The following is a 26012-nucleotide window of genomic DNA, read 5'->3' as shown; positions in this document are numbered from 1 at the left end:
TTTATATGGATGCAAGAGAAATTGGATTTAAAGTATTATGTGATATAGAGAAAAATAATAACTACTCAAATATTGCAATAAATAAACATTTTAAAAACTTAGAAATAAGTGATATGGATAGAGGACTTGCAACAGAGTTAATCTATGGTGTAATAGAAAATAAGTATTATTTAGATTACATAATCAATAAACTTTCAAAAATAAAAGTAAAAAAAATGTCAACTTATGTTAAAATCTTTTTAAGAATGGGAACATATCAAATTTTATTTTTGGATAGTATATCAGATTATGCAGCAGTCAATGAAACTGTAAAATTATCTAAAAAATATGATAAAAAGTCTTCTGGTTTTATAAATGCTATTCTTAGAAATGAAATAAGAAGTAAAGATACTATAATGGACATAACTGAGGAAGATAGTGTAAAATACTTATCTATAAAGTATTCTTATAATTCTTGGATTATAAAAAATTGGATAGATAATTTTGGACAAGAATTTACTGAAGATTTATTGGAGGCAAACGATGAAAAGCCGAGTATTTATATAAGAACCAATACACTTAAAATAAGTAGAGAGGAACTTATTGAAAAATTAAATGCAATGGGTATTGTATGTTTAAAAGTTCCTATGGTAGAAGAAGCTATTAAAGTCGAAAAAATGAAGAATATAGAAAATAATGAATTATTTAAAGCTGGTTTATTTACAATTCAAGATATAAGTTCTATGATAGTAGGGAAAGTAATTAACCCAAAAGAAGATTCGTCTATTTTGGATGTATGTAGTGCTCCTGGTGGAAAATCTACTCATCTAGCTACTTTGATGAATAATACTGGTAAAGTAATAGCTAGAGATATTTTTGAGCATAAATTAAAGCTTATAAAAGCTACTGTAAATAGACTGGGCATTAAAAATGTCTGTGTAGAAAAGTTTGATGCTTCTGAAATTGATGAAAATAGTATAAGTGAATTTGATTATGTTTTAGCAGATGTTCCTTGTTCTGGGCTTGGTATAATAAGACGTAAGCCAGAAATTAAATACAAGAAAGAAGAGGACTTAAAAGATATTACTTCTATACAAAAGAAAATTTTAGAAAATGCATCAAAGTATGTTAAAATTGGTGGAACTTTAGTATATAGTACATGTACAATTCAAGATATGGAAAATATAAATATAGTTACTTCTTTTATTGAAGAAAATAATAATTTTGAATTGACTCCAATTGATACAGTAAATGTAGACTTGGATAATCAAGACAAAGGGTATTTAAAGATATATCCTAATATTCATGGTATAGATGGTTTTTTCATAGCAAAATTAAAGAGAATAAGGTAGTGAAGATAATGGAAAAGAAAAAGGTAGTATTAAAAAATTTTACTGAAGATGAACTTAAAGAATTTATGAAGACTATAGATGAAAAGCCCTTTAGAGGAAGTCAAATATTTGCTTGGATATATAAGGGTGCAAAAACTTTTGATGATATGAATAATATACCAAAAAGTTTGAGAAATAAATTAGAAGAAGTTTCATGTATAGGACATATAGATATAGAATTAAAGTTAGAGTCTAAGGTAGATAGTACAAAAAAATATTTGTTTTTATTAGATGATGGAAATATAATAGAAACTGTGATGATGGATTATGATAGTAGGGTTACTGTCTGTATTTCCAATCAAGTGGGTTGTAGAATGGGATGTAATTTCTGTGCATCTACAATGGATGGATTGATTAGAAACTTAGAACCATGGGAGATTTTAGACCAAGTTATTAAAATTCAAGAAGATACTGGAAAGAGAGTATCAAATCTTGTATTGATGGGAAGTGGTGAACCACTTGATAATTTTGAAAATACAAAACAATTTTTAAAAATAATTAATGAAAAAAATGGTCTTAATATAGGGTATAGACACATAACTCTTTCAACTTGTGGAATAGTACCTAAAATGTATGAATTGGCAGATTTAAAAATAGCCATAAATTTAGCTTTATCACTTCATTCTCCATATGATGAAGAAAGACGAAAAATTATGCCTGTAGCAAATGCTTACTCTATTAAAGAAATATTGGATGCATGTAGATACTATATAAAAAAGACAAATAGAAGGGTCACATTTGAATATTCTCTTATAAAAGGAGTAAATGACTCAGAACAAGAAGCAAAGGCATTAGCTAAGCTCCTAAAAGGTATGCTCTGCCATGTAAATTTAATTCCAATAAACAAAGTCGAAGAAAGAGAATATGAAAAGCCTGATAAAGCATTTATTTATAAATTTAGGGATAGTTTGGAGAAAAATAATATACCTGCTACAGTTAGAATGTCTATGGGTTCTGATATTAGTGGAGCTTGTGGTCAATTGAGAAGAAAATACAAGTAATTTGTAAGGAGGAAGTCGTATGGTTTATAGTTGTGCCTCCCATATAGGTAAAATAAGAAAAAACAATGAAGACTACTGTGAGGGAGAAGTTATAGATACAGAACATGGTCCAATAGGAATATTTGCCATAGCTGATGGAATGGGCGGACATAAAAAGGGTGAGGTCGCCAGTAAATTAGCAGTAGAAAATATAATTGATTTTCTAAAAGAAAACTTATTACAACATGATAATGTAAAAATAGACTATATAGATGATATATTAAAACAGGCTTATAATAATGTAAACTCAATTGTGCACAATAAATCTATGGAAGATATAGAGTTTGAAGGAATGGGAACTACATTAGTTACAGCTATAGTGTATAACAATGTCTTATATGTGGCAAATGTTGGAGATAGCAGATGTTATTTGTTAACAGATGAAAAATTTGATAAAATAACTATAGACCATTCCGTGGTTGAAGAACTTATGATGGCTCATGTTATTACAGAAGAAGAGGCGAGAAGACATCCACAAAGGAATAGAATAACTAGAGCAATTGGAACAGATGATATGGTTGTTGTAGATATTTTTAAGAAAGAAATTAAAAAAAGTGATATAATACTTCTTGCGACAGATGGATTAACTGGGTTTATTGATGATGAAGATATAAGAGATTTAATATTAGATTATGAATACGAGAGAATTAGTAATATAAGTGAAGAATTGATAAGTATGGCCAATGATGTTTCTGGTAAAGATAATGTTTCGGTTATAGTGATAAAAGTATAATTAGGACGGTGATATTGTGGGAGATACAATTTTAGGAAATCGATATGAAATCATCAGAAAGATTGGTGATGGAGGTATGGCCTTTGTATATGAGGCTAAAGACAGGTTATTAAACAGGACTGTTGCACTTAAGGTACTTAGACCTGAATTTGTAGATGACGATGAATTTTTAACAAAATTTAAAAGAGAGGCAGAGGCAGTAGCTAGTCTTTCTCATCCAAATATAGTAAATGTTTATGATGTTGGTGAAGATGGAAAAGTTCACTACATTGTAATGGAGTTTGTAGATGGTAAGAATCTAAAAGAGATTATACAAGATGAAGGTATATTAGATGAATATACTGCATTAGATATAACAAAACAGATAGCTATGGCACTTAGTGCTGCACATAAAAAAGGGATTATACATAGAGATATAAAACCTCATAATATCCTCATATCTAATGAAGGAAGAGTAGTAAAAGTAGCTGATTTTGGTATAGCTAAAGCTGTCTCAAACTCAACAATGACCAATATTGGTAGTATAATCGGTTCAGTACATTATTTTTCACCAGAACAAGCCAAAGGTAAATTTGTAACTAATAATGCTGACCTGTATTCTTTAGGTATAGTTTTATATGAAATGTTGATAGGAAAAGTTCCATTTAGGGGAGATAGTCCAATTTCTATAGCTCTTCAACACATTAATGATGATATAGATTTTACATCAGAAGAAAAAGTTAGAATTCCTCAAAGTGTAAGAACTACAATAAAAAAGCTTACAGAAAAATCTAGTGCAGACAGATACCAAACTGCTGAAGAGTTGATAGAAGATATCGAGTATATAGAAAAAAACATTGATTTAGATTTTATAAAAGAATATGATGATTTTGCAACTAAGAAAATTGATGAAAAGGAAATTAATAAAGTTGTAAATCCAATACTTGCAAAGCCAGCTCCCGAAAAAGTAGTTAAGCCTGTTGAAGTTGCTGATTTGGATGAAGACGATGATTACTATGATGATTTTTATGAAGACGATGATGAAGAAGATGAAGATGAGGAAGAGATAATGAGAGCTAAAAAGAATCAGAAACCTAAGAATACTACAAGTAAGAGGGCTAAGAAAAAGAAGAAAAAACAGGAAAGTCCAAAGTCTAGAAAAAGATTAAAAGTAATTGCAGCTGTTTTAATAGTAATATTATGTGCTCAAGTATTCCTAGCATATAAATTTTTATTTGCAGGAGGGTTTGGCAGTAAGTCTCTGAGTGTTCCTAATCTTGTAAACATGACTTTGGAAGAAGCTCAAAGTGCTGTTGAAAAAGAAGGATTATCCTTAAGTGTAAAAAGTGAAGAGTATAGTAGTGAGGTCGATGAAAACTGTATAATATCACAGACACCTGAAGGAGGAAGCACAAATATTAAGAAGGGTGATACTATAAATGTTGTTGTAAGCAAAGGTGCAAATCAGGCTTCTGTTCCTAATGTAGTAGGGCTTACTTTAAGTAATGCAAAGCAACTTATTGAGGAAAATAACTTAAAAGTGGGGACAGTTAAGTATGAGTACAGTTCAATATATAAAGAAGGTACAGTTTTAAATCAAAGTCCAGGAGCTAGTTCATCAAGAGTTCAAGAGGGCGATGAGATAAACCTATATGTGAGTAAAGGTTCAGAAAAATCAAATACACAGACACCAACAACACCAGACAAAACACCAACAACACCTGATGATGATGATACAAAAACACCTGGTTCAAACTCAGGAAATAACGGCAGTAACTCAGGAGGTTCAAACTCAGGAAACAGTGGAGGAAACTCAGGAAATAACGGTAGTAATTCAGGAGGTTCAAACTCAGGAAATAGCGGAGGAAACTCAGGAAACAACGGTAGTAACTCAGGAGATAATGGAGATAATTCAGGAGGTTCAAATTCAGGAAATAGTGGAGATAATTCAGGAGGCTCAAACTCAGGAAATAGTGGAGATAACCCAGGAGGCTCAAACTCAGGAGGAAATGGAGAAACTCCATCTGGAACTGGCGGAAATATTGGTAAAACAGAATAAATGTTAGCAAAATAAGAGCTGTCCTTTTATGGAAAATATTTTCTTTAAAGGGGCAGTTTGTTTTGTATAAAATATGGAATTGGTTATAATAAAGGAGAAAAGAGTTTATGGAAAATAAAACAGTTTTAATTACAGGAGGCTCTAGAGGTATTGGTAAAGCTATGTGTGAAGCTTTTGCAAAAGAAGGATATAATGTATTAATAAACTTTAATAAGTCAGAAAATGAAGCTAAAGAGTTGTATACTAAATTAAGTGAAAAAAATTTTTCTGTAAAACTATTTAAAGCAGATATTTCAAATAGAGTAGATGTAGAGAATATGATAGATTATTGCATAAAAGAATTTGGGGGGGTGGACGTACTCGTAAATAATGCTGGTATAAGTCAAGACAAGTTATTTACAGATATAACTGATGAAGACTGGGATAGTATGATGAATATTAACTTAAAAGGAAGTTTTTATTGTTCACAAGTTGCTTTAAAATACATGATATCAGAAAAAAAAGGGAATATAATTAATATATCTTCGATTTGGGGAATATCAGGTGCTTCTTGTGAAGTACATTACTCTATAACAAAAGCAGGTATAATAGGTATGACAAAGGCATTAGCTAAAGAAGTTGGACCATCAAATATTAGAGTAAATAGTATAGCTCCAGGTGTTATTGATACTGACATGTTATCTGAATATAATAAAGAAGATATAAATGTTCTTGTAGAAGAAACTCCTCTAATGAGGCTTGGAACCCCAGAAGATATAGCAAATTGTGCTATTTTCTTAGCATCGGATAAATCAAATTTTATCACTGGTCAAGTAATTAGTCCAAACGGAGGATTTGTTATTTAAAAAAAATGTGGTATTATATAAAAATAGGAAACAATAACACGATATACTGCTTAGAAACAGTATATGTTTATATAAATTTTATAAAGGGAGGCATTTGATGCTAGAAGGAAAAATTATAAAGGGGATTAGTGGATTTTATTATGTAGATACAGACAATGGTCTTTATGAATGTAAAGCTAGAGGAATATTTAGAAAGAAAAAAATAACACCTTTAGTTGGAGATAGAGTGAAGATAAGTGTTGTTGATGAAGACGAAAAAAAAGGTATCTTAGAAGAAATAGATATTAGAGATACAGAACTCATAAGACCTCCTATAGCAAATGTAGATAAGGCATTAATAGTATTTGCAATAAAAAATCCTAAACCAAACTTGTCTCTTTTAGATAGATTTATAGTTTTGGCAGAAAAAGAAAATTTAGAAACTGTAATAATCCTTACAAAAGCAGATTTAGATGATAATGATACGTTAGAAACTGTTAAAAATATATATGAACTTAGTGGATATAAGGTCATCCCAGTAAGTAATATTACTAAGTTAAATATAGAGAAGGTAAAAGAAGAATTAAAAGAAAATGTTGTAGTATTTGCAGGACCATCTGGAGTTGGAAAATCAAGCTTGCTAAATGAAATAGATGAAAACTTTAAACTGCAAACAGGAGTGGTAAGTGATAAAATAAAAAGAGGAAAGCACACTACTCGCCATGCAGAACTTTTAAAGTTGGAATTTGGTGGAATGGTTGCAGATACACCAGGATTTAGTTCACTTGCACTTGAAGATATAGAAGAAGTTGAGCTTAAAGATTATTTTATAGAATTTGATAAATTTAATGATTGTAAGTTTGGTTCAAAATGTATTCATGAAAATGAACCCAATTGTGCTATAAAAGAAGCTGTTGCAAATGGAGAAATATCTAAAGAAAGATATGATAGTTATATACAGCTACTAAATGAAATAAGACAAAATAACAGTAGGAGGTATTAGAAACATGATTAAATTAGCACCATCAATATTATCAGCAGATTTTGCAAAATTATTAGAGGATGTAAAGAAGGTAGAGAGTGCAGGATGTGAATATCTTCATATCGATGTAATGGATGGACACTTTGTACCAAATATTACATTAGGTCCACTTGTAGTTAAAAGCCTAAAAAAAGAAAATATAAATATGGTATTTGATGCTCATCTTATGATAGAAAATCCAGACCAGTATATTGAAGAGTTTGTAAAAGCAGGATGTGATATAATAACAGTTCATCAGGAAGCTTGTGTGCATCTACATAGAACTATACAAAATATAAAATCATATGGAATAAAAGCAGGTGTAGTGCTTAATCCAGCTACACCAATAGATACTATTAAGCATGTGCTACCTGATTTAGATATGGTATTATTAATGTCTGTTAATCCTGGATTTGGAGGTCAATCATTTATACCTTGTGTTTTAGATAAAATTAAAGAGTTAAAAGCCCTTATAGATAATCAAGGATTAAACATTGATATAGAAGTTGATGGTGGTATAAGCCCTAAAAATGTGGCTGAAGTTGTACAGGCAGGGGCTAATGTAATAGTAGCAGGTTCTGCAATATTTGGAAGTGATGACATTCAAGAAACAGTTAATTTATTTAGAAAGAATGCTTCTCTTGAAGAATTGGTTTAAATTTAAGAATGAAAATATGTATTATTTTAAATGGTGAAATTGAAGATTACGAAATTACAAGAAATATTATAATTAAAGAATGTTATGACTGTATAATATGTGCAGATGGAGGGGCAAATCATGCCTACAAAATGGAAATCATGCCAGATTATATATTAGGCGACTTAGATTCAGTAGACGAAGGAAAGGTAGATTTTTACAGAAATCAAGGTGTTAAATTTGAAAAATTTCCATCTAAGAAAGATGAGACTGATACAGAGCTTTGTCTTTTTTTAGCCAAAACTCTTAAAGCAAATCATATTGATTTTTTTGGAGCTTTAGGTGGAAGGATTGACCATACTATTACCAATATAAATCTATTATACTATCTAAAAGAAGATGGTATATATTCTAGAATATTCTCTGATAAAGAAGAGATGTATATAGTTATGAATGAGGAAATTACTTTACATGGAAATGCAGGTGATACTATTTCTGTAATAGCCCTAAAAGGAGATGCTAAAGGTGTAACACTTACTGGTTTAGAATACCCTTTAGATAACTATTATATGAAATACTCTGTACCTATTGGAATGTCAAATGTTATGTTGAGTAATTCTTGTAGTATTAAAGTAGAGCAAGGGTGTGTACTTGTAGTTAGAAATTTATAAAAGTCTATTTTGGCAATTGATTTTATATTACAAAGCAGATACAATCAAGTAAAATATATTTATGATTGTATCTGCTTTTTAGTATATAATTATAAATATATGATAAATTTTGGACATAAGGGGGATTTTTTTGTGGTAGATAGTATTATTTTTGATTTAGATGGAACTTTATGGGATTCAACTGAAGAAGTATGCAAGGTATGGCAGGATGTTTTAAATAAGCATAAAGATATAGACTTAAATGTCACAAGAGAGTTGTTTAGAAGCGTCATGGGTCTTTCTTTTGATGAAATAGCAAATCGTTTATTTCCAACTTTAAGTGAAGAAGAAAGAATGAATTTATTGAATGAATGTTCCTTAAAAGAATGTGACTATTTATCTGAAAATGGAGCTAAATTATTTGATGATATAGAAGATACTCTTAAGTTGCTATCTAAAAAGTATAAATTATTTATAGTAAGCAATTGCCAAGCTGGATATATAGAATCTTTTTTAAAAGCGCATAAGTTAGAACAGTATTTTATAGATTTTGAATGCCCTGGAAATACTGGCTTACATAAAGGTGAGAATAATAAACTTATAATCGATAGAAATAAATTAATTAATCCAATTTATGTTGGAGATACGCAAGGTGATGCAAATAGTGCTAAGTTTGTAAGTATACCTTTTATATATGCAAAATATGGATTTGGGAATGTAGATGGATATGAATATTCTATAGACTCATTTAAAGATTTATTAGAACATGATATATTAAAATAGGATGAGTTTAGAGATTATATTAAAATAATAAAAAAGTTATGGGGGGATTTAAAAATGGAATTACAAGATACTATTTTTAAAAGACAAAGTGTAAGAAAGTTTAAAAATCAAGATGTTTCAGATGAGGATATTTTAAAAATGATAAAAGCAGCTGGAGCAGCTCCATCAGGAAAAAATATTCAAAATTGGCATTTTGTAGTTATAAAGCGACGTGATTTGATGGAAAAAATTGCAGCTGTAATAACTAAAAAACAACAAGAAATACTTGTAGAGATGGATAAAGTATCAGCAGAAAAGGCTAATAGATTTAGAAAGTTTGTACCAAACTTTACATTATTCTATTTAAAAGCCCCAGTTTTAGTATTAGTTTTTACAAAGGTGTATAATCCATCAGGATATTATGAATTAGAACTTATAGATGCACCTAAAGAGACTATAGATAAGTTGTTTATAAGAAATCCAGGTATGCAGAGTTTAGGTGCTGCAATTGAAAACTTTACCTTATCAGCAATTGAGTTAGGATATGGTTCTTGTTGGTTGACAAGTCAAAACTATGCAGCAGATGAGATAGAAGATGTTTTAGAAGCAGAAACTGGATTTGAAAAGGGAGAGTATTTTTTAGGAGCAATGTTAGCTCTTGGAGTACCAGAAGATAACCTAAAGAGTCCATCTAAAAAGCCAGTAGAAGAAATATGCACATTTATAAAGTAAAAATGATGATTTCTATAAAAGTAAATTGAAGTAAAAATAAATATGTTAAAAATTAAAAAGTAGATTCTATTGATATTAATATTATATTTCAAATCATTGATTTAATTGATACAATAAGAGCTACTTTTTTTGTGCATATTAATTTTAAATATATTTAAATCTTTAGAAAATCTTTAGAAAAGTATATATAATATCTTAAGTTTTTAACTTTAATATTAAGTATATAAACAAAATAAAACAATACTAAACTTGTACTAGAGGGAGGTCTTTAAAATGGGAATTTAAGTACAAATAACTAAAATAAAAAGCTATAAATATATAAAAAAATGGAAAAACTTCTATCATATTGTATAATCATAGATGTAAAGAAAATTTACAAACTAATTGATATAAAGGAGATTAAAATGAATTCATATAATATTTTGGTGGTAGAAGATGAAAAAGAAATAGCAGATGCTATAGAAATATACCTATTAAATCAAGGGTATAATGTTTTTAAGGGATACAATGGATTGGAAGGGCTTAAGGTTATAGAAAATCAAGAGATACATCTGGCAATAGTTGATATAATGATGCCTAAGATGGATGGAATAACACTTACAATGAAGCTTAGAGAAAATCATAATTTTCCAGTAATAATGTTATCTGCAAAATCAGAGGAAGTTGATAAAATAATGGGGCTTAATATAGGAGCAGATGATTATGTGACAAAACCTTTTAAGCCATTAGAGTTATTGGCTAGGGTTAATTCACAACTTAGAAGATATACTAAGTATCTAAACATGGTTGGAGATAAAGAGCAAAGTGTAGAAGCTAATGATAGCGTATTTGCAATAGGTGGATTAGAATTAAATGAAAATACAAAAGAAGTTAGTATTGATGGAAAATATATAAAAACAACTCCTATAGAATTTAAAATACTAAGTTTACTTATGAGAAATGCAGGAAGAGTTTTTTCTGCTGATGAAATATACGAAAGAGTTTGGAATGAGAATGCTGTAAATACAGATACAGTTATGGTACATGTTAGGAATATAAGAGAAAAAATAGAGATAGACCCAAAAAATCCAAAATATTTGAAGGTGGTGTGGGGTGTTGGATACAAAATTGAAAAAATTTAAAGATAAATATATAGTTACTATTATAGTTTTTATACTTATGTTATCAGCATCATTAGGAATGGTTAGTCAATATTCTACTATACAAGCAGGTGCTAAAGGTGGAGCTAAAAATCCATTTGAACAAGAAAATTTTGTAGATGATATATATAAAGGAAGTTATGTTTTATATCACAATATGAAAGAAGATCAAGAAGGAAAAATGATACAACCATCAAAGCTTTTTATAAATGAAGAAACTATGAACTATATAAAAAATGTGGGCAAAGAAAAAAACTCATATGAGGGTTCAGAAAGCTATTATACAGATGATAGTATTAATGCAGATTTTAATGAAAACTTTGAAAGTTGGGAGTCTTTTATTAATGATTCAGGAAAAAATTTAAAATATTATTTAGTTGATAAAGAAAAAAATTTCGAACTTTTTAATGAAGATAAAGAATTAAGAGCTCTTGATACAACAAAGAATGATAGTTCAGGAGAAAATTCTGATGAAAATCAAACAAAAAATACAACAATGAGTGACGAAGAAAGACAAAATAAGATTAAGGGTATAAAAGAAAATTATAGATTTTATGTTGTAATGAATTTTGATAAAGATGGAAAAGTAAATGTTGTCGATTCTTATGGAGTAAATCAAAAAGTTATTAATCAAATGCTATTATCTAAAGCAAGAGAAGATTTAATGAATACAAATTTAGGTGAAAATTCAATTTCATATAAACTAACACCAATAAAAAATGTAACATTAGTATATGCTATTCCTAAAGTAATAAGCAAAGATGATAGTGCAGGGTATGGTTATGGAAGTATTTATAACAGCGATAATATAAGTGGATATATAAACAATGTAGAAAATAATTCTTATTATAAAATTTCTGGAATGATTTTAAAAATTATGTTAGCTATAGTCGTGATTGTGGCTTTAGCATTCCCATATAGAAAATCTAAGGAGTTACTAGGATTTGATACATTATCAAGAATACCATTGGAGATACTTTTTATTGCCGTTGCTATTGTACAGGGGATTGTAGACTTATATCCAACTGGTATAATAAGTGATACCTTGAATGGAAATTATGTAGAGTATCTAATAAATAATGATATAAGTGCTAAAATGGCAAGTATATTGGTAAGCTTGATGAATCTAACTTATTGGTTTGTAATCTTCTCAATAATATTTGTATTTATAACACTTTTAAAACATATTTTAAATGTTGGAATAAGAGAGTATTTTGTAAAGAATACTGTAACAGGAATGTTTTTTGTATGGTTTAGAAAAACATGGAAAAAGGTTATTAATCAAATTAGAACAATAAATTTAAAAGAAAAACCAAATAAAACTATAGCTATAATTCTGGGAGTAAACTTAGTAATTATAGTTATAATGTGTAGTATGTGGTTCTTTGGGATAATACTTGCAATAATTTACTCAATAGTTTTATTTAAAGTACTATCAGATTATTCTAAAAAGACAGTATGTGAATATAATCAACTTTTGGATGTTACTAAGAAAATTTCAGATGGAAACTTAGAAGTAAATATGGAAAAAGATTTAGGATTCTTTAATCCTATAAAAGATGAACTAGGAAATATTCAAACTGGATTTAAAAAAGCTGTTGATGAAGAAGTTAAGAGTCAAAAGATGAAAACAGAGCTTATATCAAATGTATCACATGACTTAAAAACACCTTTAACATCTATAATCACTTATATAGATTTATTAAAAGATGAAAGTATAACAGAAGAAAATCGCAGATTGTATATTGATACATTGGATAGAAAATCACAAAGATTACAACACTTAATAGAAGACTTGTTTGAAGTAAGTAAGGTAAATAGTGGAGATGTACATTTGAATATAGTAAATGTAGATATTGTATCTCTAATGAAACAGACACTTTTAGAGTTAGATGACAAAATTGCAGATTCATCTCTAATATTAAAAAATAATTTTTCTAGTGAAAAAATAATATTACCACTGGATAGTCAGCGTACATTTAGAGTATTTGAAAATCTTATAATAAATATAAGTAAGTATGCAATGCCAAGTTCAAGAGTGTATATTGATATTTTAGAAACAGATAATAAAGTAACTATTATGCTTAAGAATATGTCTGCAACTGAGATTGATTTTAGTGTAGATGATATAATGGAGAGATTTGTAAGAGGGGATAAGTCACGTAATACAGAAGGCTCTGGACTTGGTCTAGCAATAGCAAAAAGTTTTGTAGAGTTACAGGGTGGTAAGATGAATATAAGTGTAGATGGAGACTTATTTAAAGTTACAATTACTTTTAATAAAAAATAGATTAGACCTCTATCACAGATTATAACTATAGATTCTATAAAATAAAATTTTGTAAAAGTTGTCTTGAAATATAATGTTAATTTGTACAAATAAAAAGGTGAATCCTGATATACTGGATTCACCTTTTTTAGTTTATAAAACATATTATGTATATCCTGTTGTATTCTTATCTTTATAATTTTACTCTAGATAAAAAAATACTTTATTAATGAATCAATGAAGTTGCCAATATGGCACTTCCTATTAATCCTGCATCATCTCCTATTTCTGCTAACTTTATATTAACATTAACAGTTTCAAAAACCATTTTTTCAACTTGGTACACTATATCTTTTAAGTAAGTGCTATTATGTAGTATTATAGAACCTCCAAGTACTATAACCTCTGGGTCTACTATTACTATGATATTGGCTATTGCCTTTGACATATTTATTACCCAGTTATTTATAATTTCCATGCAATAAGGATTTTTTAATTGAGCTTGTTCAAAAACTTCCTTTGTAGAGATGTGTTTGTTTAATTTTTCAGTAGCAATTCTAGATATATTAACTCCACTACATTGACCTTCCAAAGCTCCTTTGTTTAATCCAGAATGAGAGTAAGTATCTTCATTAATAATCATATTACACAACTCTGCTGCTACATTATTAAACCCATTTACAATTTCTCCTTTATATATGTATCCACCACCAATACCAGTTGATAGAGTCATATAATACACACTTTCTGCATCTTTTCCAGAACCTACTTTAGCTTCACCATATCCTGCTACATTAGCATCATTGTTAACAGCTACAGGAATACCAAACTCGGTTTCTATAAATTTTTTTATCTCAAAATTTTCCCAACCTAGTAAATTAGGTGGATTTAAAATCTTTCCTTGTCTTAAATCTAGTGGACCTGGACACCCTACACCTATAGATTTTATGCTGTATTTGCCCCATCTTTCTTTTATATAATTACATAAGTTACCTATATTTTTGTATGGTCCTTCTGATACATTATTTTGTATCTTAATTTTATCTACCATTCCATAGTTTTCATTTAATATAGCAGCTCTTATGTTGGTTCCACCTATATCAATACCTATATAATAATTCATGATTTTTCCCCCTATATTTTGTGTACATTCATATTTTTCATAATATAAATTTTCGGATTTTATTGTATATATTATAGATTATATCAATAACTTTTAGTGTTTTATATAATCTATAAAAAGGCTTATAAAGAATGAAATCTTATATAAGCCATTTATATTATTTAATTACTATTGTTTGTACTTTACAATGTGCTAAAGAATTTATTTCTACAGTTTTTACATTTACTTCACACTTATTAGTGTTATCATAGCTTTCATCCAGCATTGCACTATAAGCACTAGTAATATTTCTATTAATATTAAAACTTCCCTTAGTATCTTTATTTTTCATACCATTGAAGATTCTAATTACAATTCCATCTCCCTTTTCTTCTTTCTTTATTGCACTTACAGTAAAATCTGAACCATCTACATTCATCAAACTGTATTCATTTTCATATATTTGTTCTTCATCTCTAAATGCAAATATAAGTCTACCATTTAAGAAGTCTGCATACTCATATATTTGTATAGGTGTTAAGAATCTCTTGGCGGTATTAGCTACATTTGCTTCATCAAACTGACTATTGTAAATGTAAAGCCCAAAGTCAAAGTTTAATTCTTTAAGTAATTGCGCATCTGGTGTTGGTATTATTTTTTCGCCAGAAGCTCTGCCTGGTCTATAAAGTAAGTTTTCTCTTCCCATATATCCAAATGACCTGAATAATGTTAATGCTATTGTATCTAGGTTAACACCAACTATTTGATATTCTCTTACACTCTCAGTCAATAATGCTACCCCTCTTTGCCCATTTTCTAGAGTAACAAAACTTTGCATTGGTTCAATAGTTATGGGTTTTTCTTGCCATGATTGATTATCTCTTTCCCATAATGCAATATCTTCTTCTAATACTGTTGGTCTTTGTGTTATTCCAAACTGTTGATCTGCTATAGAAAACTTAGACGCTATTTCAGTATTAAATAAAACTCTTACTCTATGAGATAATGCTCTGTCATTTTTTATATTAACATTAAACTTAATTATTTGTTCTTTAGGCTCTAATGTAATTTTCATTTTTATAGGCATTTTTACAGAAACTTTACCTTTAGCTCTTTCTTCTAGTGAAGCTGGTATCATTAATGAATATTTAAGTATCATTTCTTCCTGAACATCTGACTTTAGTACTTCTACTAAAGATACAGAATCTAAAGACGATATATAAATATCTTCTCTTGGTGGAGAGTAGTTATATGAATCTCCATCATCTCCATTATCTTCAATTACAGCTTGGTTTTTGTAAATTTTATTAGATTCTTTGTCTAGTATTTCTACTGAACCATTTTCATTGGCAGTTATTTTGTAGTATTTATTTTCTATTTCTTTGGAATTACTTATTTTTATTTCAAAGTGATTTTTAGTATCTAGTTCAAATACTAACTGAGTATATCCCATTGGTGGTATATCTTTTACTGAAAGAGCAATTTTTGCTCTATATACAGTTTCTGGTATGTATATTTTTTTGCTTGGATTTAATCTTATTGTTTGAGTTAGTACATAATCTGTAATATCTTCTTTTTCCTTTACTACATAATTAAGAATTTCTCCGTTTTTATTCTTTATTACAAAGTTTTCACCTGGAATATAAGCATCAAATTCAACAACTTCGTTTCTAACTTCTGGCAATCCGTTGAATATTGTTAATGTTATTTCTTCATTATTATTTTTGATTTGAGTGCTTATAAGCCTCATATGCAAATCTAATAAATTTATACTTAAATCTCTAGCTTGTTTGTATCTTGTGTATACATCTTCATTTGTTGTGTCACTATTGCAAGAACCAATACTATCATGAGCTGCATTTTCAAACATAAGCTTCCATATATCCTTTAGAACAAGGTGAGGGTATTCATTTCCAAGTGAATAACTTAATGTTAATAATGGCTCAAGTACATTTGTAATATAGTTTTCTAATTTGTTATTCATAATCTTAAGGTCTGACCTTGATGAGAATATTGATTTGTGTATTCTCATATGTTTAGCATTTACAAATTCTCCTTCAAGTTCTGAAAATTCATTTCTCTCATTTCTCACTGATGTAATATAGTTTTCTATACTACTTATTTCATAGTCATTTTCTACATCTATTTTATTAGCTTTTTTCAATATCTCAGGAAGATTTTTTCTTATTGGTGCTTGGTCAAATCCATTTGGGAAATACACATTGTTAGTAGATGCTTTATTCTTAAGTTTTCCAATTGTATCTTTTAAGTATTCTTTTAAATCAGAATCATCTTCTGGTATATTACCACCATAATAATAACCAAATGGTATCTGAACTGCTAATACTTTTGAACCATCTGAACCCTTCCACATAAATTCTGTTGTTTTTACCATGTCATCAGAAACTCCACGCCAGAATAATGAACTATCTATTCCAAAACCTTTATATATCTGTGGCATTTGGGCTGATTGACCAAAAGAATCTGGTACATATCCAATTTTCATAGGTTTACCAAATTCATTACATCTCTCTATTCCATAATAAAGGTTTCTAACTATGGATTCTCCTGATATGACTAATTGGTCTGTTTGAGTGTACCAAGGTCCTATAATTAACTTTTTTCTTTGAACTAAGTTTCTTATTCTATCTTCATCTTGAGGTCTCCACTTTAAATAGTCATCCAAGAGAGAAGCTTGTGCATCCATCATAAAATATTTAAAGTCTTCTTGTTTTTCTAATGTATCTAAGATATCTTGAAAATCTTTCATTAGATATATTTTTGATCGTGATGTTGTAAAATACCACTCTCTATCCCAGTGACTATGTGGAACTACATGTACTTTTGTCTTTTTCATAAAACCCTCCCAAAATTTAATTGAGAATTGAGGTTAATCTCAATTCTCGATTACTTAAAATTAAGCTGTTGACTTACATTATATCCAATTCTATTTCATCAAATTCTGTATCTTCATCAGTTTCTTCTTCTTTAAAATCCACTAAAGTTGTTGATAATACTGCTATTACTAAAGCACCAAATATTGCACCAACTAAGTAAGCCCATCCAGAACCTACTGATATAAATCCATATAATCCACCAACTGGAGGCATTATAGCATGTGCACCTAATAAAGCTGCTAATCCTACACCTAAAGCACACCCTATCATATTAACAGGAACTAATTTTAAGGGATTTGTTAAAGTGAAGGGGATTGCACCTTCTGTTATTCCGATTATACCCATAACTATATTACCTTTTCCTGTTTCAGCTAATGTCTTAGAGAATCTTGATTTTCTTACAAATGTAGCTAAACCATATCCTAATGGAGGTATAACTATTGCACAGTTTACTAATATTGCTGGTAAATAGATACCTTCTAACATTAACGCATTTCCTGCCATCCAAGCTGCTTTGTTTACTGGTCCACCCAAATCAAATCCTATCATTGCTCCTAAAATTAAAGCTAATACTACCGAATTTGTTCCGTTTTGACACATTTCAGCTACCCAAGCATTTAATGAAGTATTTATATTTCCTAAAGGTCCTGCTAAGATAACACTCATTAAGAAGCCAGTTAATCCAACTGTGATAAGTGGCATTATGATAAGTGGCATCATTCCTGCTGCGGAACCAGATATTTTAATTTTTTCCTTTAAAAATTTACAAACATAACCAGCGAAGAAACCTGCTATTACTGCTCCTAAGAATCCTGCATTGGTATTACTTGCTATAAGCCCACCAATAAAACCTGCTCCTATAGCTGGTTTTTCACCTATTGAAAATGCTATAAATCCTGCTAATACAGTATTTAGTAGATCTATGCCAGTCCAACCAACTTGTTCCATTAAATAAAGCGTATGATAGAATCCTGATACATCAGCATAAGCATCTAAACTTGTTATTCCCATTGCTAAAGCTGTAAGCTTTGGTATAGCCACAACTAAAGATGAGCCTATTATAAGTGGTAATATATATGAAATTCCTGTCATTAAGTGACCTTTGAGTTCACTTAGAAGAGATTTATTTTTTTTACTCATTTTTAATTCCTCCTATATAAGTTTGTTATATTTTTTGATAATATGTTATAATTACATTAGACAATTTTTTATTTTTTTATTTTTCTCATTCTATATTAGGGTGAGATTTTTTTATTAAGAGATAGCTTCTATACACTTTGTTAAAACAGCTTCTGGTTTTTTTAAAGCAACACCTATTTTAACTTTTATTACTTTTTTACCATCAAACCTTTCCATTCCAGATATAGTTTGGTCAGATGCTATAAGTACGAAGTCTGCACTTTTGGCTTCTTCTTTTGTTATAGCATTTACTTGACCCATAGCCCCTTGTTGTTCTACTTTGATTTCATGACCCATTTTTGAGGCAGCTTGTTCTAAAGCTTTTGCTGCCATTGGTGTGTGTGCTAACCCTGCTATACATGATGTTATTGCTACTATTTTCATAATTATTCCTCCTTCATTTTATTAGTTATATATTTTACTAAATGATTTACATCACTAGCATTTTTAACTTCACTTGTAAAATCATCTTCCATTAGACATGTAGCTAATTTTGATAAAGTTTTCAAATGTATATTTCCTTCGTTTTCTTGTGGAGCTAGTAAGCTAAATACATATCTAACTTTACTATCATCTAAGGTTTTCCATTCTAATTCTTGATTTGTTTTAATATAGAGTATAGACGCTTCCTTTACATTTGCACTTTTTGTGTGGGGGATTGCAAATCCATCCCGTATTCCTGTTGGAAATTCATTTTCTCTCTTCAAAAGGTCTTCCAAAAGAGCATCTTTATTAGATGTAATACCTAAACTATAAGCACTCTTTGCAATAAAGTTTAATACTTCTTCTTTACTTTTTAAGTCTTTATCTATAAATATATTTTTTTCTTGTATTACCATATATTTTCCCACTCCATTTCTTAATGTCTTAACTTATATTTCTATTGTAAACGCTATCTTGATTAAATTAAACATAACTAATTTCCACTTCGACATGGAAATTTATATTATGATAATAACTAATTTCCACTTTAAACTGGAAATTAATTATTATCATACAATTTTATTAGACTAATTGTATAATAGGAATGTAAATAGTATAATTTTAGAAGAAATTCTATAAGGGGAGGGGAATACTTATGCATAAGAGATTACTCACTTTGTTTAAATTATTAAATGAAAGTGATGATAAAATCACTTGTAAAGCTTTAAGTAATCATTTAAAGGTGAGTGAAAGAACTATAAGAACTGATATTACTTCTATAAATGAAACTTTAGAGAAAAATGGTGCTATCATTAAAATAAAAAAAGGGGAAGGTTATTATATAGATATTCTGAATTTAGGATTATACCAACAATATTTAGCAGTAATATCTGATGATATTATGGATTCTAGCGAAATACCAGACTCTCCTATGGAAAGAAATCAATATATTTTAAAATATATTCTTTATAACAATACATATATAAAACTAGAAGATTTAGCTAATAGCTTGTATGTAAGTAAGGTCACAATATTAAATGATATAAAAAGAATAAAGCCTATTTTGTCAAAATATGATTTAATACTAGTTTCAAAACCATACTATGGAGTGAAAGTTGAAGGGAAAGAAATAGATATTCGAAGATGTATTTCTAATAATATAATAAATCGAGATTTTGAGAATTATATAATTGGAATTACAGATAGAGAAATAGAATTATTTAATAATGTAGATTTAATAGAGCTACAAAAAATAGTATTACGTGAAATCAATAAATTTAATATCAATTTCCTAGATTTTAACTTAAAAAACTTTATTATTCATTTAGCAATTACTATAAGTAGAATACTTGATGGTTACTGTTTAGATAATATATTAGATATTGTTTTAACAGACTTTGAATTAAATATAGCTGTCGAAAATATATTTGATTATATTGAGACTAAATATAATATAACTATTTCAAAGGCAGATAGGATTTATCTATACAATCATTTTATATCTAAAAGTTATCCTGTAGATACCGTTTCCAAGGGGGTAGACACTAAGATTATAGAATATGTTGAAGAACTTTTAGATGCAATCAACAATCAATACACCTTTGATCTTAGAGATGATAATGTATTATTTAATGATTTAGTACTCCACTTTAAATCTATCTTAAATTCTAAATCATATAATTTAAATAAGGTTAATCCTCTTATAAATACAATAAAAAGCAATTATCCTTTAGCATTTGAAATAACTTTAAATGCTATAGAAAAAGTTTTTAAAAAGAGTATTTACTCTTTAACAGAAGATGAAGTAGGATATGTATCCCTTCACATAGGTGCTGGAATTGAGAGATTTTTTCAAAATAATATTAAATGTAAAAATGTAGTATTAGTATGTGGTTCAGGATATGGTTCAAGTAGATTATTAGAGGTTCAACTAAATAAAGTTTTCCATGAAAAAATAAATATACTTAAGTGTTTATCTTTTAATCAATTTTTGGCGAGTGAATTATCAAATGTAGATATAATAATATCAACTATTCCTTTAAGTCATAGTAGTATACCTGTTGTATTAGTAGATTTAAAACTACTAAAAAAAGATATTGAGAATATATCTAAATCAATAACTAATGATTCTCATACTTATAGTAATCTTTTGGAGAATTTTTTTGATAAAAATTTATTTATTGTTGCTCCTAAAGTTAAGGACAAGGATGAACTTATAAATTTAATGTGTAATCAATTAACTAAAAATGAAATTGTATTTCCATCATTTACAGAATCCGTATTTTATAGAGAAAGCTTGTCCTCTACGAATATAGATGACTTTTTAGCAATACCTCATCCTATGGAATTAAGTTCTATAAAAACCAAGATTTGTATTTCTATACTAGAAGAACCAATTTATTGGAACAAAGATTCTACTGTTAAGTTAGTTATAATGTTAGCTATAAATAAAGATGATTATATAAAAATGAACTCCATTTATGACATCTTTTTAAAGATAATTAATGATAGCGATATTAGAAATAATATATCTAACTGTAATGATTTTGAGAATTTTATTTCTATAATCAAATCTATAATATAGACTTTTATAGTACATAAGCTTTATAAAAATTCAATAAAATATTTTTTATTAATTAAGTATAAATAAACGTAAGTAATGGATTTGCATATTGTTGTATATTGATGTACAGTTATTAAATAATAAGTCTCAAGTTTACTTAAACTTGAGACTTATTATTTTATGTTATTTATTTTTTGCATATATTACTATAGCATCTCTCAAAAACTTTGCTAGCCCTGGCTGTTCTTTATCATAGTATGATGTAAAACGTTCATCACATACATACATCTGTGCTAAAGAGGCATGGGCTTCCTTAGAATATGTATTCCAAGTGTAACTCAGCCATTTATGATGTAATCTTGCAACTTCTTGAGAAAGTTCATTGGAAGCATCACCAGTTTTAAAAGCTTTTTTAAGTTTGCTAATTATTTCAATACTTAGATTTTGCCAATCTTCATAATCTTCTTTAGACATATTTTTAAGCTTTTTATTTGATGTATCTACAGCATCTTTACCATATTTTTCTCTAATTTCAGTTCCGTAATTTTTTTCATTTTCATAAATCAATTTTTCTTTAAAACCCTCAAATTTTTCTATATCTGTCATAGTACATTTTTCCTCCTTTAGAGCTATAGTTTTGGTTACATTCTCTATTAGCAAATCAATTTGTTTTCTTTTAGCTAGTAACTTAGTATGATGTTCTTTTAACGCACTTAGACTATCAAAAGTTGGTGAATTTACAATGCTTTTTATATTTTCTAAGCTAATCCCTAATTCTCTATAAAAAAGTATCTGTTGCAGTTTATTAACTTCATTTTGACCGTATATACGATAGCCTGAGGAATTTATTTTAAGCGGTTTAAGAAGCTCAATTTCATCATAGTATCTAAGTGTTCTAGTGCTTATACCAGCTATTTTACTTAATTTTTGAACTGTATATTCCATGAGTAGTACCTCCTATAAATTAAATATACACTTTTACGTAACGTCAATGTCAATATATTAAAATATAAAAATTTATATCTTTTAATAAAAATATAAAAAAATATCTTTACTGGATATTTTACACACAAGTGTCAATACTCACTAGTGAAAATTAAAAAATAAAATTTATAGATTTTCTCTATTAAAATATAGAGAGTCCGTAAAATAGGAGGAACTGTATGAATTTAAAAAGAAGCAACGAAAAACGAGAAGAGTATAGAAAAATGTATTCAGATAAAGAAAGTTTTTTAAGTTTGATTCAAAATTTTACAAGTGTCTCAATAGCAAAAGAATTAACTCTTAAAAATATAGAGTTAGAAACATCTTTTATATGTGAATATAAAGGAAAGGAAGTTGATATAATTTATAAGGTCTTTTCTAAAAAACATAAGGTATCACATTATATAGTATTGGAGTTTCAAACAGAAATGGATACCGATATTGTACCAAGATTAAAATCATATAGAGAGCAAATTTGGAAAAGCTTTATCATGAAAAAGAGCCTTGAGGAAATAGAAGATAAAAATTTTAAACTTCCTAAAGTCATACCAGTGGTTTTATATAGCGGACCTGAAAGATTAAGTAGAAAAAGAGGTATTTTAGATATGATAGAATCTATATCAGAAGAGAGTAATAATTCTAGTATAAAAAATTAAAATTACATATTATGTTTGTTGGTCTAAAATGGAAAACTATCGCATAAACTTGAATATGAAAATATTTATAGATACAAGTTCTATGTGGAGGTGTTCCATGAGAAATAACAAGTCTAAGGTATTGCTAGGAATACTATGTCTGGCAACAGGAATGGCTGTAATTTTGTCAATGTTGCTTCCTGGCTGGATTTGGTCAGCACTTACCGCATTAATACTTATTGGATGTGGAGCATTATTATTTTTTTGTTAAAATAATTTTAACTATAAAGTGTGGGGTGAGTATTGATGAAAGTAGTAACAATAAAGTTACCAAAATGGATTTCAAATATAATCTTAAAATTCATGAGAAAGAGTAAAAATGATTAAATTAAAAAGCCTACTTACGGAAGTAGGCTTTTAAACGTGGTTACTAAGCTCTTTCAATTTTACCAGAACGTAAACATCTAGTACAAACTTTTACTCTCTTAGGAGCTCCATCTATAATCGCTCTTACGCTTCTTAAGTTAGCTGACCATGTTCTTTTATTATGTTTATTTGAGTGTGATACTTGGTTTCCAGAAACCTTACCTTTACCACATACGCTACATACTTTTGCCATCTACGCACACCTCCTTAAAATGATAACTATTTAAAGACTAAAAACATATTTATATTATCATAAATAACAAAAATTTGCAATAGAAATATATATTTGCCTTACACATATTGAAGAATTTCTTATTATCATATAAAATTATATATATAATTCTATATAAAGTAAATATATTTGGAAAATAATTATTATTTTTCTTTCAATATATATACTATAGAAGAAATTTTATCCAAAAAATTTTCTAGGTTTAAATTATACCATATTTATAGTATGATATGATTATAATTTTATATAATAAATAAGTAAAAATAGTAAAAAATAAATTAAGAAATATTTTTAATAAAAATAAGCTTAAGGGGGTCAACCATGAGTGCAAAGGTAACGAATCAATATGGAAGTATAGAAATAGATAATCAAGTAATAGCTCAAGTCATATATAGAGCTGCAATGGAAAGTTATGGTTTAGTAGGTTTAGCATATAAATCTAAAGGAATAGTAGAGTTATTGAAAGGCGAAAATGCTACGAAAGGTGTTAGAGTTGAAGAAGTTGAAGAAGATGCCATAGCAATAGAACTTTATGTTATAATACAATATGGTACAAATATATCTACTGTTGCCAATAATATAATAGATAGAGTAAAATACGTAGTTGAAAAAATGACTGGTGTAAGAGTCACTAGAATTGATATTAATGTACAAGGAATAAGAGTTAAGTAATTTCATAGGAGGAAACAAATGATTCAGTATATAGATGGTAAAAGGTTAAGAGAGATGTTTATTTCAGGTGCAAACAATCTCCAAAACAATAAAGATTTGGTTGACAAGTTAAATGTATTCCCTGTACCAGATGGAGATACAGGAACTAATATGTCATTAACTATATCTTATGCCTTAAAAGAATTAGCAAAAGTGGAAACTGATAACATATCGGACATAGGAAAGGCATTATCTAAAGGTTCTTTAATGGGAGCTAGAGGAAACTCAGGAGTTATACTTTCACAAATAATAAGAGGTATAGCTAAATCTATAGAAGGAAAAAGTAAATTATCAACAGATGATTTAGCAAGAGCTTTCAAAAATGGCTCAGATACAGCATATAAAGCTGTCATAAAGCCAATTGAAGGTACTATACTTACTGTAGTTAGAGAAAGTGGAGAATTTGCAATAAAAGCTGCCAAAAAAGAAAAAGATATAGTAAAGTTTTTAAGTATGCTTGTAAAGGAATCTAATGCTTCATTAGAAAGAACTCCAGACCTTCTAAAAAATCTAAGAGATGCTGGTGTAGTTGACTCTGGTGGAAAAGGTCTTGTACTTATATACGAAGGAATGTTAGCTTCTATAAAGGGAAATAATATAGAAATAAAAAATGCTAGCTTGGATGTTAATACTTCAGCGAGTATGGACTTTGCAAAGAGTACTACTAGTACAGAGGATATAAAATACTGTTACTGTACAGAATTTATACTAGAAAGTTCTAAGGTAGAAGACACTAAAATAAGAGATATAATGATGGCTTATGGTGATAGCTTAGCAGTAGTTGGAGACGATGGAGTCATAAAGGTACATGTACACACTAATGACCCAGGAAATGTGATTCAGGAAGCTCTAAAGTATGGTCAATTATTAACTATAAAAATAGAAAACATGAAGTTACAACATGAAAACACATTATTAGATGTAGAAGAGAAGAAAGAAAAAGAAGATGAGCCTTTAGAAGAAGAAAAAGAGTTTGGATTTATAGCTACTTCTATGGGTGAAGGATTGGCAAATATATTTAAAGACTTTGGAGTTGACCATATAATAGAAGGTGGTCAAACGATGAATCCAAGCACAGAAGACTTTATGAATGCCATAAAGAATATAAATGCCAAAAATATATTTATTTTCCCAAATAACAGTAATATAATAATGGCTGCTAATCAAGCTAAAGAATTGAGTGAGAAAAACATAATAGTTATACCTACAAAAAACACACCTCAAGGATTTGCTGCATTAGTAACATTTAATGGAGAGTTAAGTGAAGATGAGAATAAAGAAGCTATGATGAATGCTTTAAATTCAGTTAAATCAGGTCAAGTAACTTTTGCTGTTAGGGATACAGTAATGAATGAAATTGATGTTAAAGAAGGTAATATAATTGGAATTGCAGAAGGAAATTTATTATCAGCAGGAGATTATGTAGATGAAGTAACATCAAACCTTATTGAAAAGTTGTTTGATGAAGATACTGCTATAATAACATTATTCTTTGGTGAAGATGTTACAGAATCTCAAGCAAATGAACTACGTACTTCTTTAGAAGAAAAGTTTGAAGATGTAGATGTAGAATTATATTATGGAGGACAACCTCTTTATTATTACTTAATTTCAGTTGAATAATGATTATAAGAACCTGTATGAC

The 26012-nt window shown here is 28.5% G+C and carries 24 protein-coding genes; 17 read left to right on the top strand and 7 right to left on the bottom strand.

What is annotated here, in order from left to right; all coding sequences use genetic code 11:
• Positions 1-5 precede the first annotated feature (5 nt).
• The 12 genes from rsmB (at position 6) to ACTG44_RS13880 (ending at position 13236) form a co-directional block, all read left to right on the top strand.
• Positions 6-1331 carry a 16S rRNA (cytosine(967)-C(5))-methyltransferase RsmB gene (rsmB, locus tag ACTG44_RS13935; RefSeq protein ID WP_021385566.1) on the top strand — a complete coding sequence of 442 codons (1326 nt, stop codon included), beginning with the start codon at positions 6-8 and terminating at the stop codon, positions 1329-1331.
• Between the two features lie 8 nt (positions 1332-1339).
• Positions 1340-2371 (top strand): dual-specificity RNA methyltransferase RlmN, encoded by a 1032-nt coding sequence (rlmN, locus tag ACTG44_RS13930; protein ID WP_021385364.1) that lies wholly within the window; start codon positions 1340-1342, stop codon positions 2369-2371.
• A 19-nt stretch (positions 2372-2390) separates the two neighbouring features.
• A complete protein-coding gene (locus tag ACTG44_RS13925; protein ID WP_021385496.1) occupies positions 2391-3143 on the top strand; it encodes a Stp1/IreP family PP2C-type Ser/Thr phosphatase in 753 nt (250 codons plus the stop codon).
• Between the two features lie 16 nt (positions 3144-3159).
• Positions 3160-5181 carry a PASTA domain-containing Ser/Thr kinase PrkC gene (gene prkC / locus ACTG44_RS13920; RefSeq protein ID WP_479920652.1) on the top strand — a complete coding sequence of 674 codons (2022 nt, stop codon included), beginning with the start codon at positions 3160-3162 and terminating at the stop codon, positions 5179-5181.
• A gap of 107 nt (positions 5182-5288) precedes the next feature.
• Positions 5289-6026 carry an elongation factor P 5-aminopentanone reductase gene (gene ymfI, locus ACTG44_RS13915; RefSeq protein ID WP_021385575.1) on the top strand — a complete coding sequence of 246 codons (738 nt, stop codon included), beginning with the start codon at positions 5289-5291 and terminating at the stop codon, positions 6024-6026.
• 97 nt (positions 6027-6123) lie between these two features.
• Entirely contained in the window at positions 6124-7008 is an 885-nt protein-coding gene (rsgA, locus tag ACTG44_RS13910) for a ribosome small subunit-dependent GTPase A (protein WP_479917251.1), read from the top strand.
• Positions 7009-7012: 4 nt separating this feature from the next.
• Positions 7013-7684, top strand: a complete 672-nt coding sequence (gene rpe, locus ACTG44_RS13905) for a ribulose-phosphate 3-epimerase (RefSeq protein ID WP_021385379.1) — start codon at positions 7013-7015, stop codon at positions 7682-7684.
• 8 nt (positions 7685-7692) lie between these two features.
• The gene (locus tag ACTG44_RS13900) at positions 7693-8334 is read left to right on the top strand and encodes a thiamine diphosphokinase (RefSeq protein WP_479919233.1); all 642 of its coding nucleotides are present in this window, start codon (positions 7693-7695) and stop codon (positions 8332-8334) included.
• Between the two features lie 132 nt (positions 8335-8466).
• Entirely contained in the window at positions 8467-9096 is a 630-nt protein-coding gene (locus ACTG44_RS13895; RefSeq protein WP_479920651.1) for an HAD family hydrolase, read from the top strand.
• 54 nt (positions 9097-9150) lie between these two features.
• Positions 9151-9807 carry a nitroreductase family protein gene (locus ACTG44_RS13890; protein ID WP_021385448.1) on the top strand — a complete coding sequence of 219 codons (657 nt, stop codon included), beginning with the start codon at positions 9151-9153 and terminating at the stop codon, positions 9805-9807.
• 404 nt (positions 9808-10211) lie between these two features.
• Entirely contained in the window at positions 10212-10928 is a 717-nt protein-coding gene (locus ACTG44_RS13885) for a response regulator transcription factor (protein WP_479917250.1), read from the top strand.
• A complete protein-coding gene (locus tag ACTG44_RS13880) occupies positions 10900-13236 on the top strand; it encodes a sensor histidine kinase (protein WP_479920650.1) in 2337 nt (778 codons plus the stop codon). The genes ACTG44_RS13885 and ACTG44_RS13880 overlap by 29 nt, the downstream gene beginning before the upstream one ends.
• Before the next feature lie 205 nt (positions 13237-13441).
• On the opposite strand, the gene ACTG44_RS13875 is transcribed toward ACTG44_RS13880, so the two are convergent.
• From ACTG44_RS13875 to ACTG44_RS13855, 5 genes are all read right to left on the bottom strand, one after another.
• Complete coding sequence (locus ACTG44_RS13875) at positions 13442-14338, bottom strand: ROK family protein (RefSeq protein ID WP_479919231.1); 897 nt, start codon at positions 14336-14338, stop codon at positions 13442-13444.
• Positions 14339-14495: 157 nt separating this feature from the next.
• Positions 14496-17174 (bottom strand): mannosylglycerate hydrolase, encoded by a 2679-nt coding sequence (gene mngB / locus ACTG44_RS13870; protein WP_479920649.1) that lies wholly within the window; start codon positions 17172-17174, stop codon positions 14496-14498.
• A 73-nt stretch (positions 17175-17247) separates the two neighbouring features.
• A complete protein-coding gene (locus ACTG44_RS13865; protein ID WP_479920648.1) occupies positions 17248-18354 on the bottom strand; it encodes a PTS fructose transporter subunit IIC in 1107 nt (368 codons plus the stop codon).
• Positions 18355-18468: 114 nt separating this feature from the next.
• Positions 18469-18777 (bottom strand): PTS fructose transporter subunit IIB, encoded by a 309-nt coding sequence (locus ACTG44_RS13860; protein WP_021385450.1) that lies wholly within the window; start codon positions 18775-18777, stop codon positions 18469-18471.
• A gap of 2 nt (positions 18778-18779) precedes the next feature.
• On the bottom strand, positions 18780-19232 hold the full coding sequence (locus ACTG44_RS13855; protein ID WP_479917247.1) for a PTS sugar transporter subunit IIA: 453 nt from the start codon (positions 19230-19232) through the stop codon (positions 18780-18782).
• Between the two features lie 239 nt (positions 19233-19471).
• On the opposite strand from ACTG44_RS13855, the gene ACTG44_RS13850 reads away from it, so the two are divergent.
• Positions 19472-21400 (top strand): BglG family transcription antiterminator, encoded by a 1929-nt coding sequence (locus ACTG44_RS13850; protein WP_479920647.1) that lies wholly within the window; start codon positions 19472-19474, stop codon positions 21398-21400.
• Between the two features lie 162 nt (positions 21401-21562).
• Here ACTG44_RS13850 and ACTG44_RS13845 read toward each other — a convergent pair whose 3' ends face one another.
• Positions 21563-22324, bottom strand: a complete 762-nt coding sequence (locus ACTG44_RS13845) for a MerR family transcriptional regulator (protein ID WP_479920646.1) — start codon at positions 22322-22324, stop codon at positions 21563-21565.
• Positions 22325-22542: 218 nt separating this feature from the next.
• Between ACTG44_RS13845 and ACTG44_RS13840 the strand changes: the two genes are divergently transcribed.
• Together ACTG44_RS13840 and ACTG44_RS13835 are read left to right on the top strand one after the other, a co-directional pair.
• Positions 22543-23019 carry an Rpn family recombination-promoting nuclease/putative transposase gene (locus ACTG44_RS13840; RefSeq protein ID WP_021385456.1) on the top strand — a complete coding sequence of 159 codons (477 nt, stop codon included), beginning with the start codon at positions 22543-22545 and terminating at the stop codon, positions 23017-23019.
• 97 nt (positions 23020-23116) lie between these two features.
• A complete protein-coding gene (locus ACTG44_RS13835) occupies positions 23117-23269 on the top strand; it encodes a hypothetical protein (RefSeq protein ID WP_009893656.1) in 153 nt (50 codons plus the stop codon).
• A 159-nt stretch (positions 23270-23428) separates the two neighbouring features.
• Here the strand turns inward: ACTG44_RS13835 and rpmB are convergent, their stop codons facing one another.
• On the bottom strand, positions 23429-23617 hold the full coding sequence (gene rpmB, locus ACTG44_RS13830) for a 50S ribosomal protein L28 (RefSeq protein ID WP_003416297.1): 189 nt from the start codon (positions 23615-23617) through the stop codon (positions 23429-23431).
• Positions 23618-23977: 360 nt separating this feature from the next.
• Here rpmB and ACTG44_RS13825 point away from each other — a divergent pair, with 360 nt between their 5' ends.
• Positions 23978-24328, top strand: coding sequence for an Asp23/Gls24 family envelope stress response protein (locus ACTG44_RS13825; protein ID WP_021385398.1), 351 nt, complete (start codon positions 23978-23980; stop codon positions 24326-24328).
• 18 nt (positions 24329-24346) lie between these two features.
• A complete protein-coding gene (locus ACTG44_RS13820; RefSeq protein ID WP_479920645.1) occupies positions 24347-25990 on the top strand; it encodes a DAK2 domain-containing protein in 1644 nt (547 codons plus the stop codon).
• Positions 25991-26012: the final 22 nt, after the last annotated feature.

The sequence above is a fragment of the Clostridioides sp. LIBA-2809 genome (assembly GCF_056688965.1).
The sequence above is the reverse complement of the archived record's forward strand: the minus strand, read 5'-3'. Positions and strand labels throughout refer to the sequence as shown.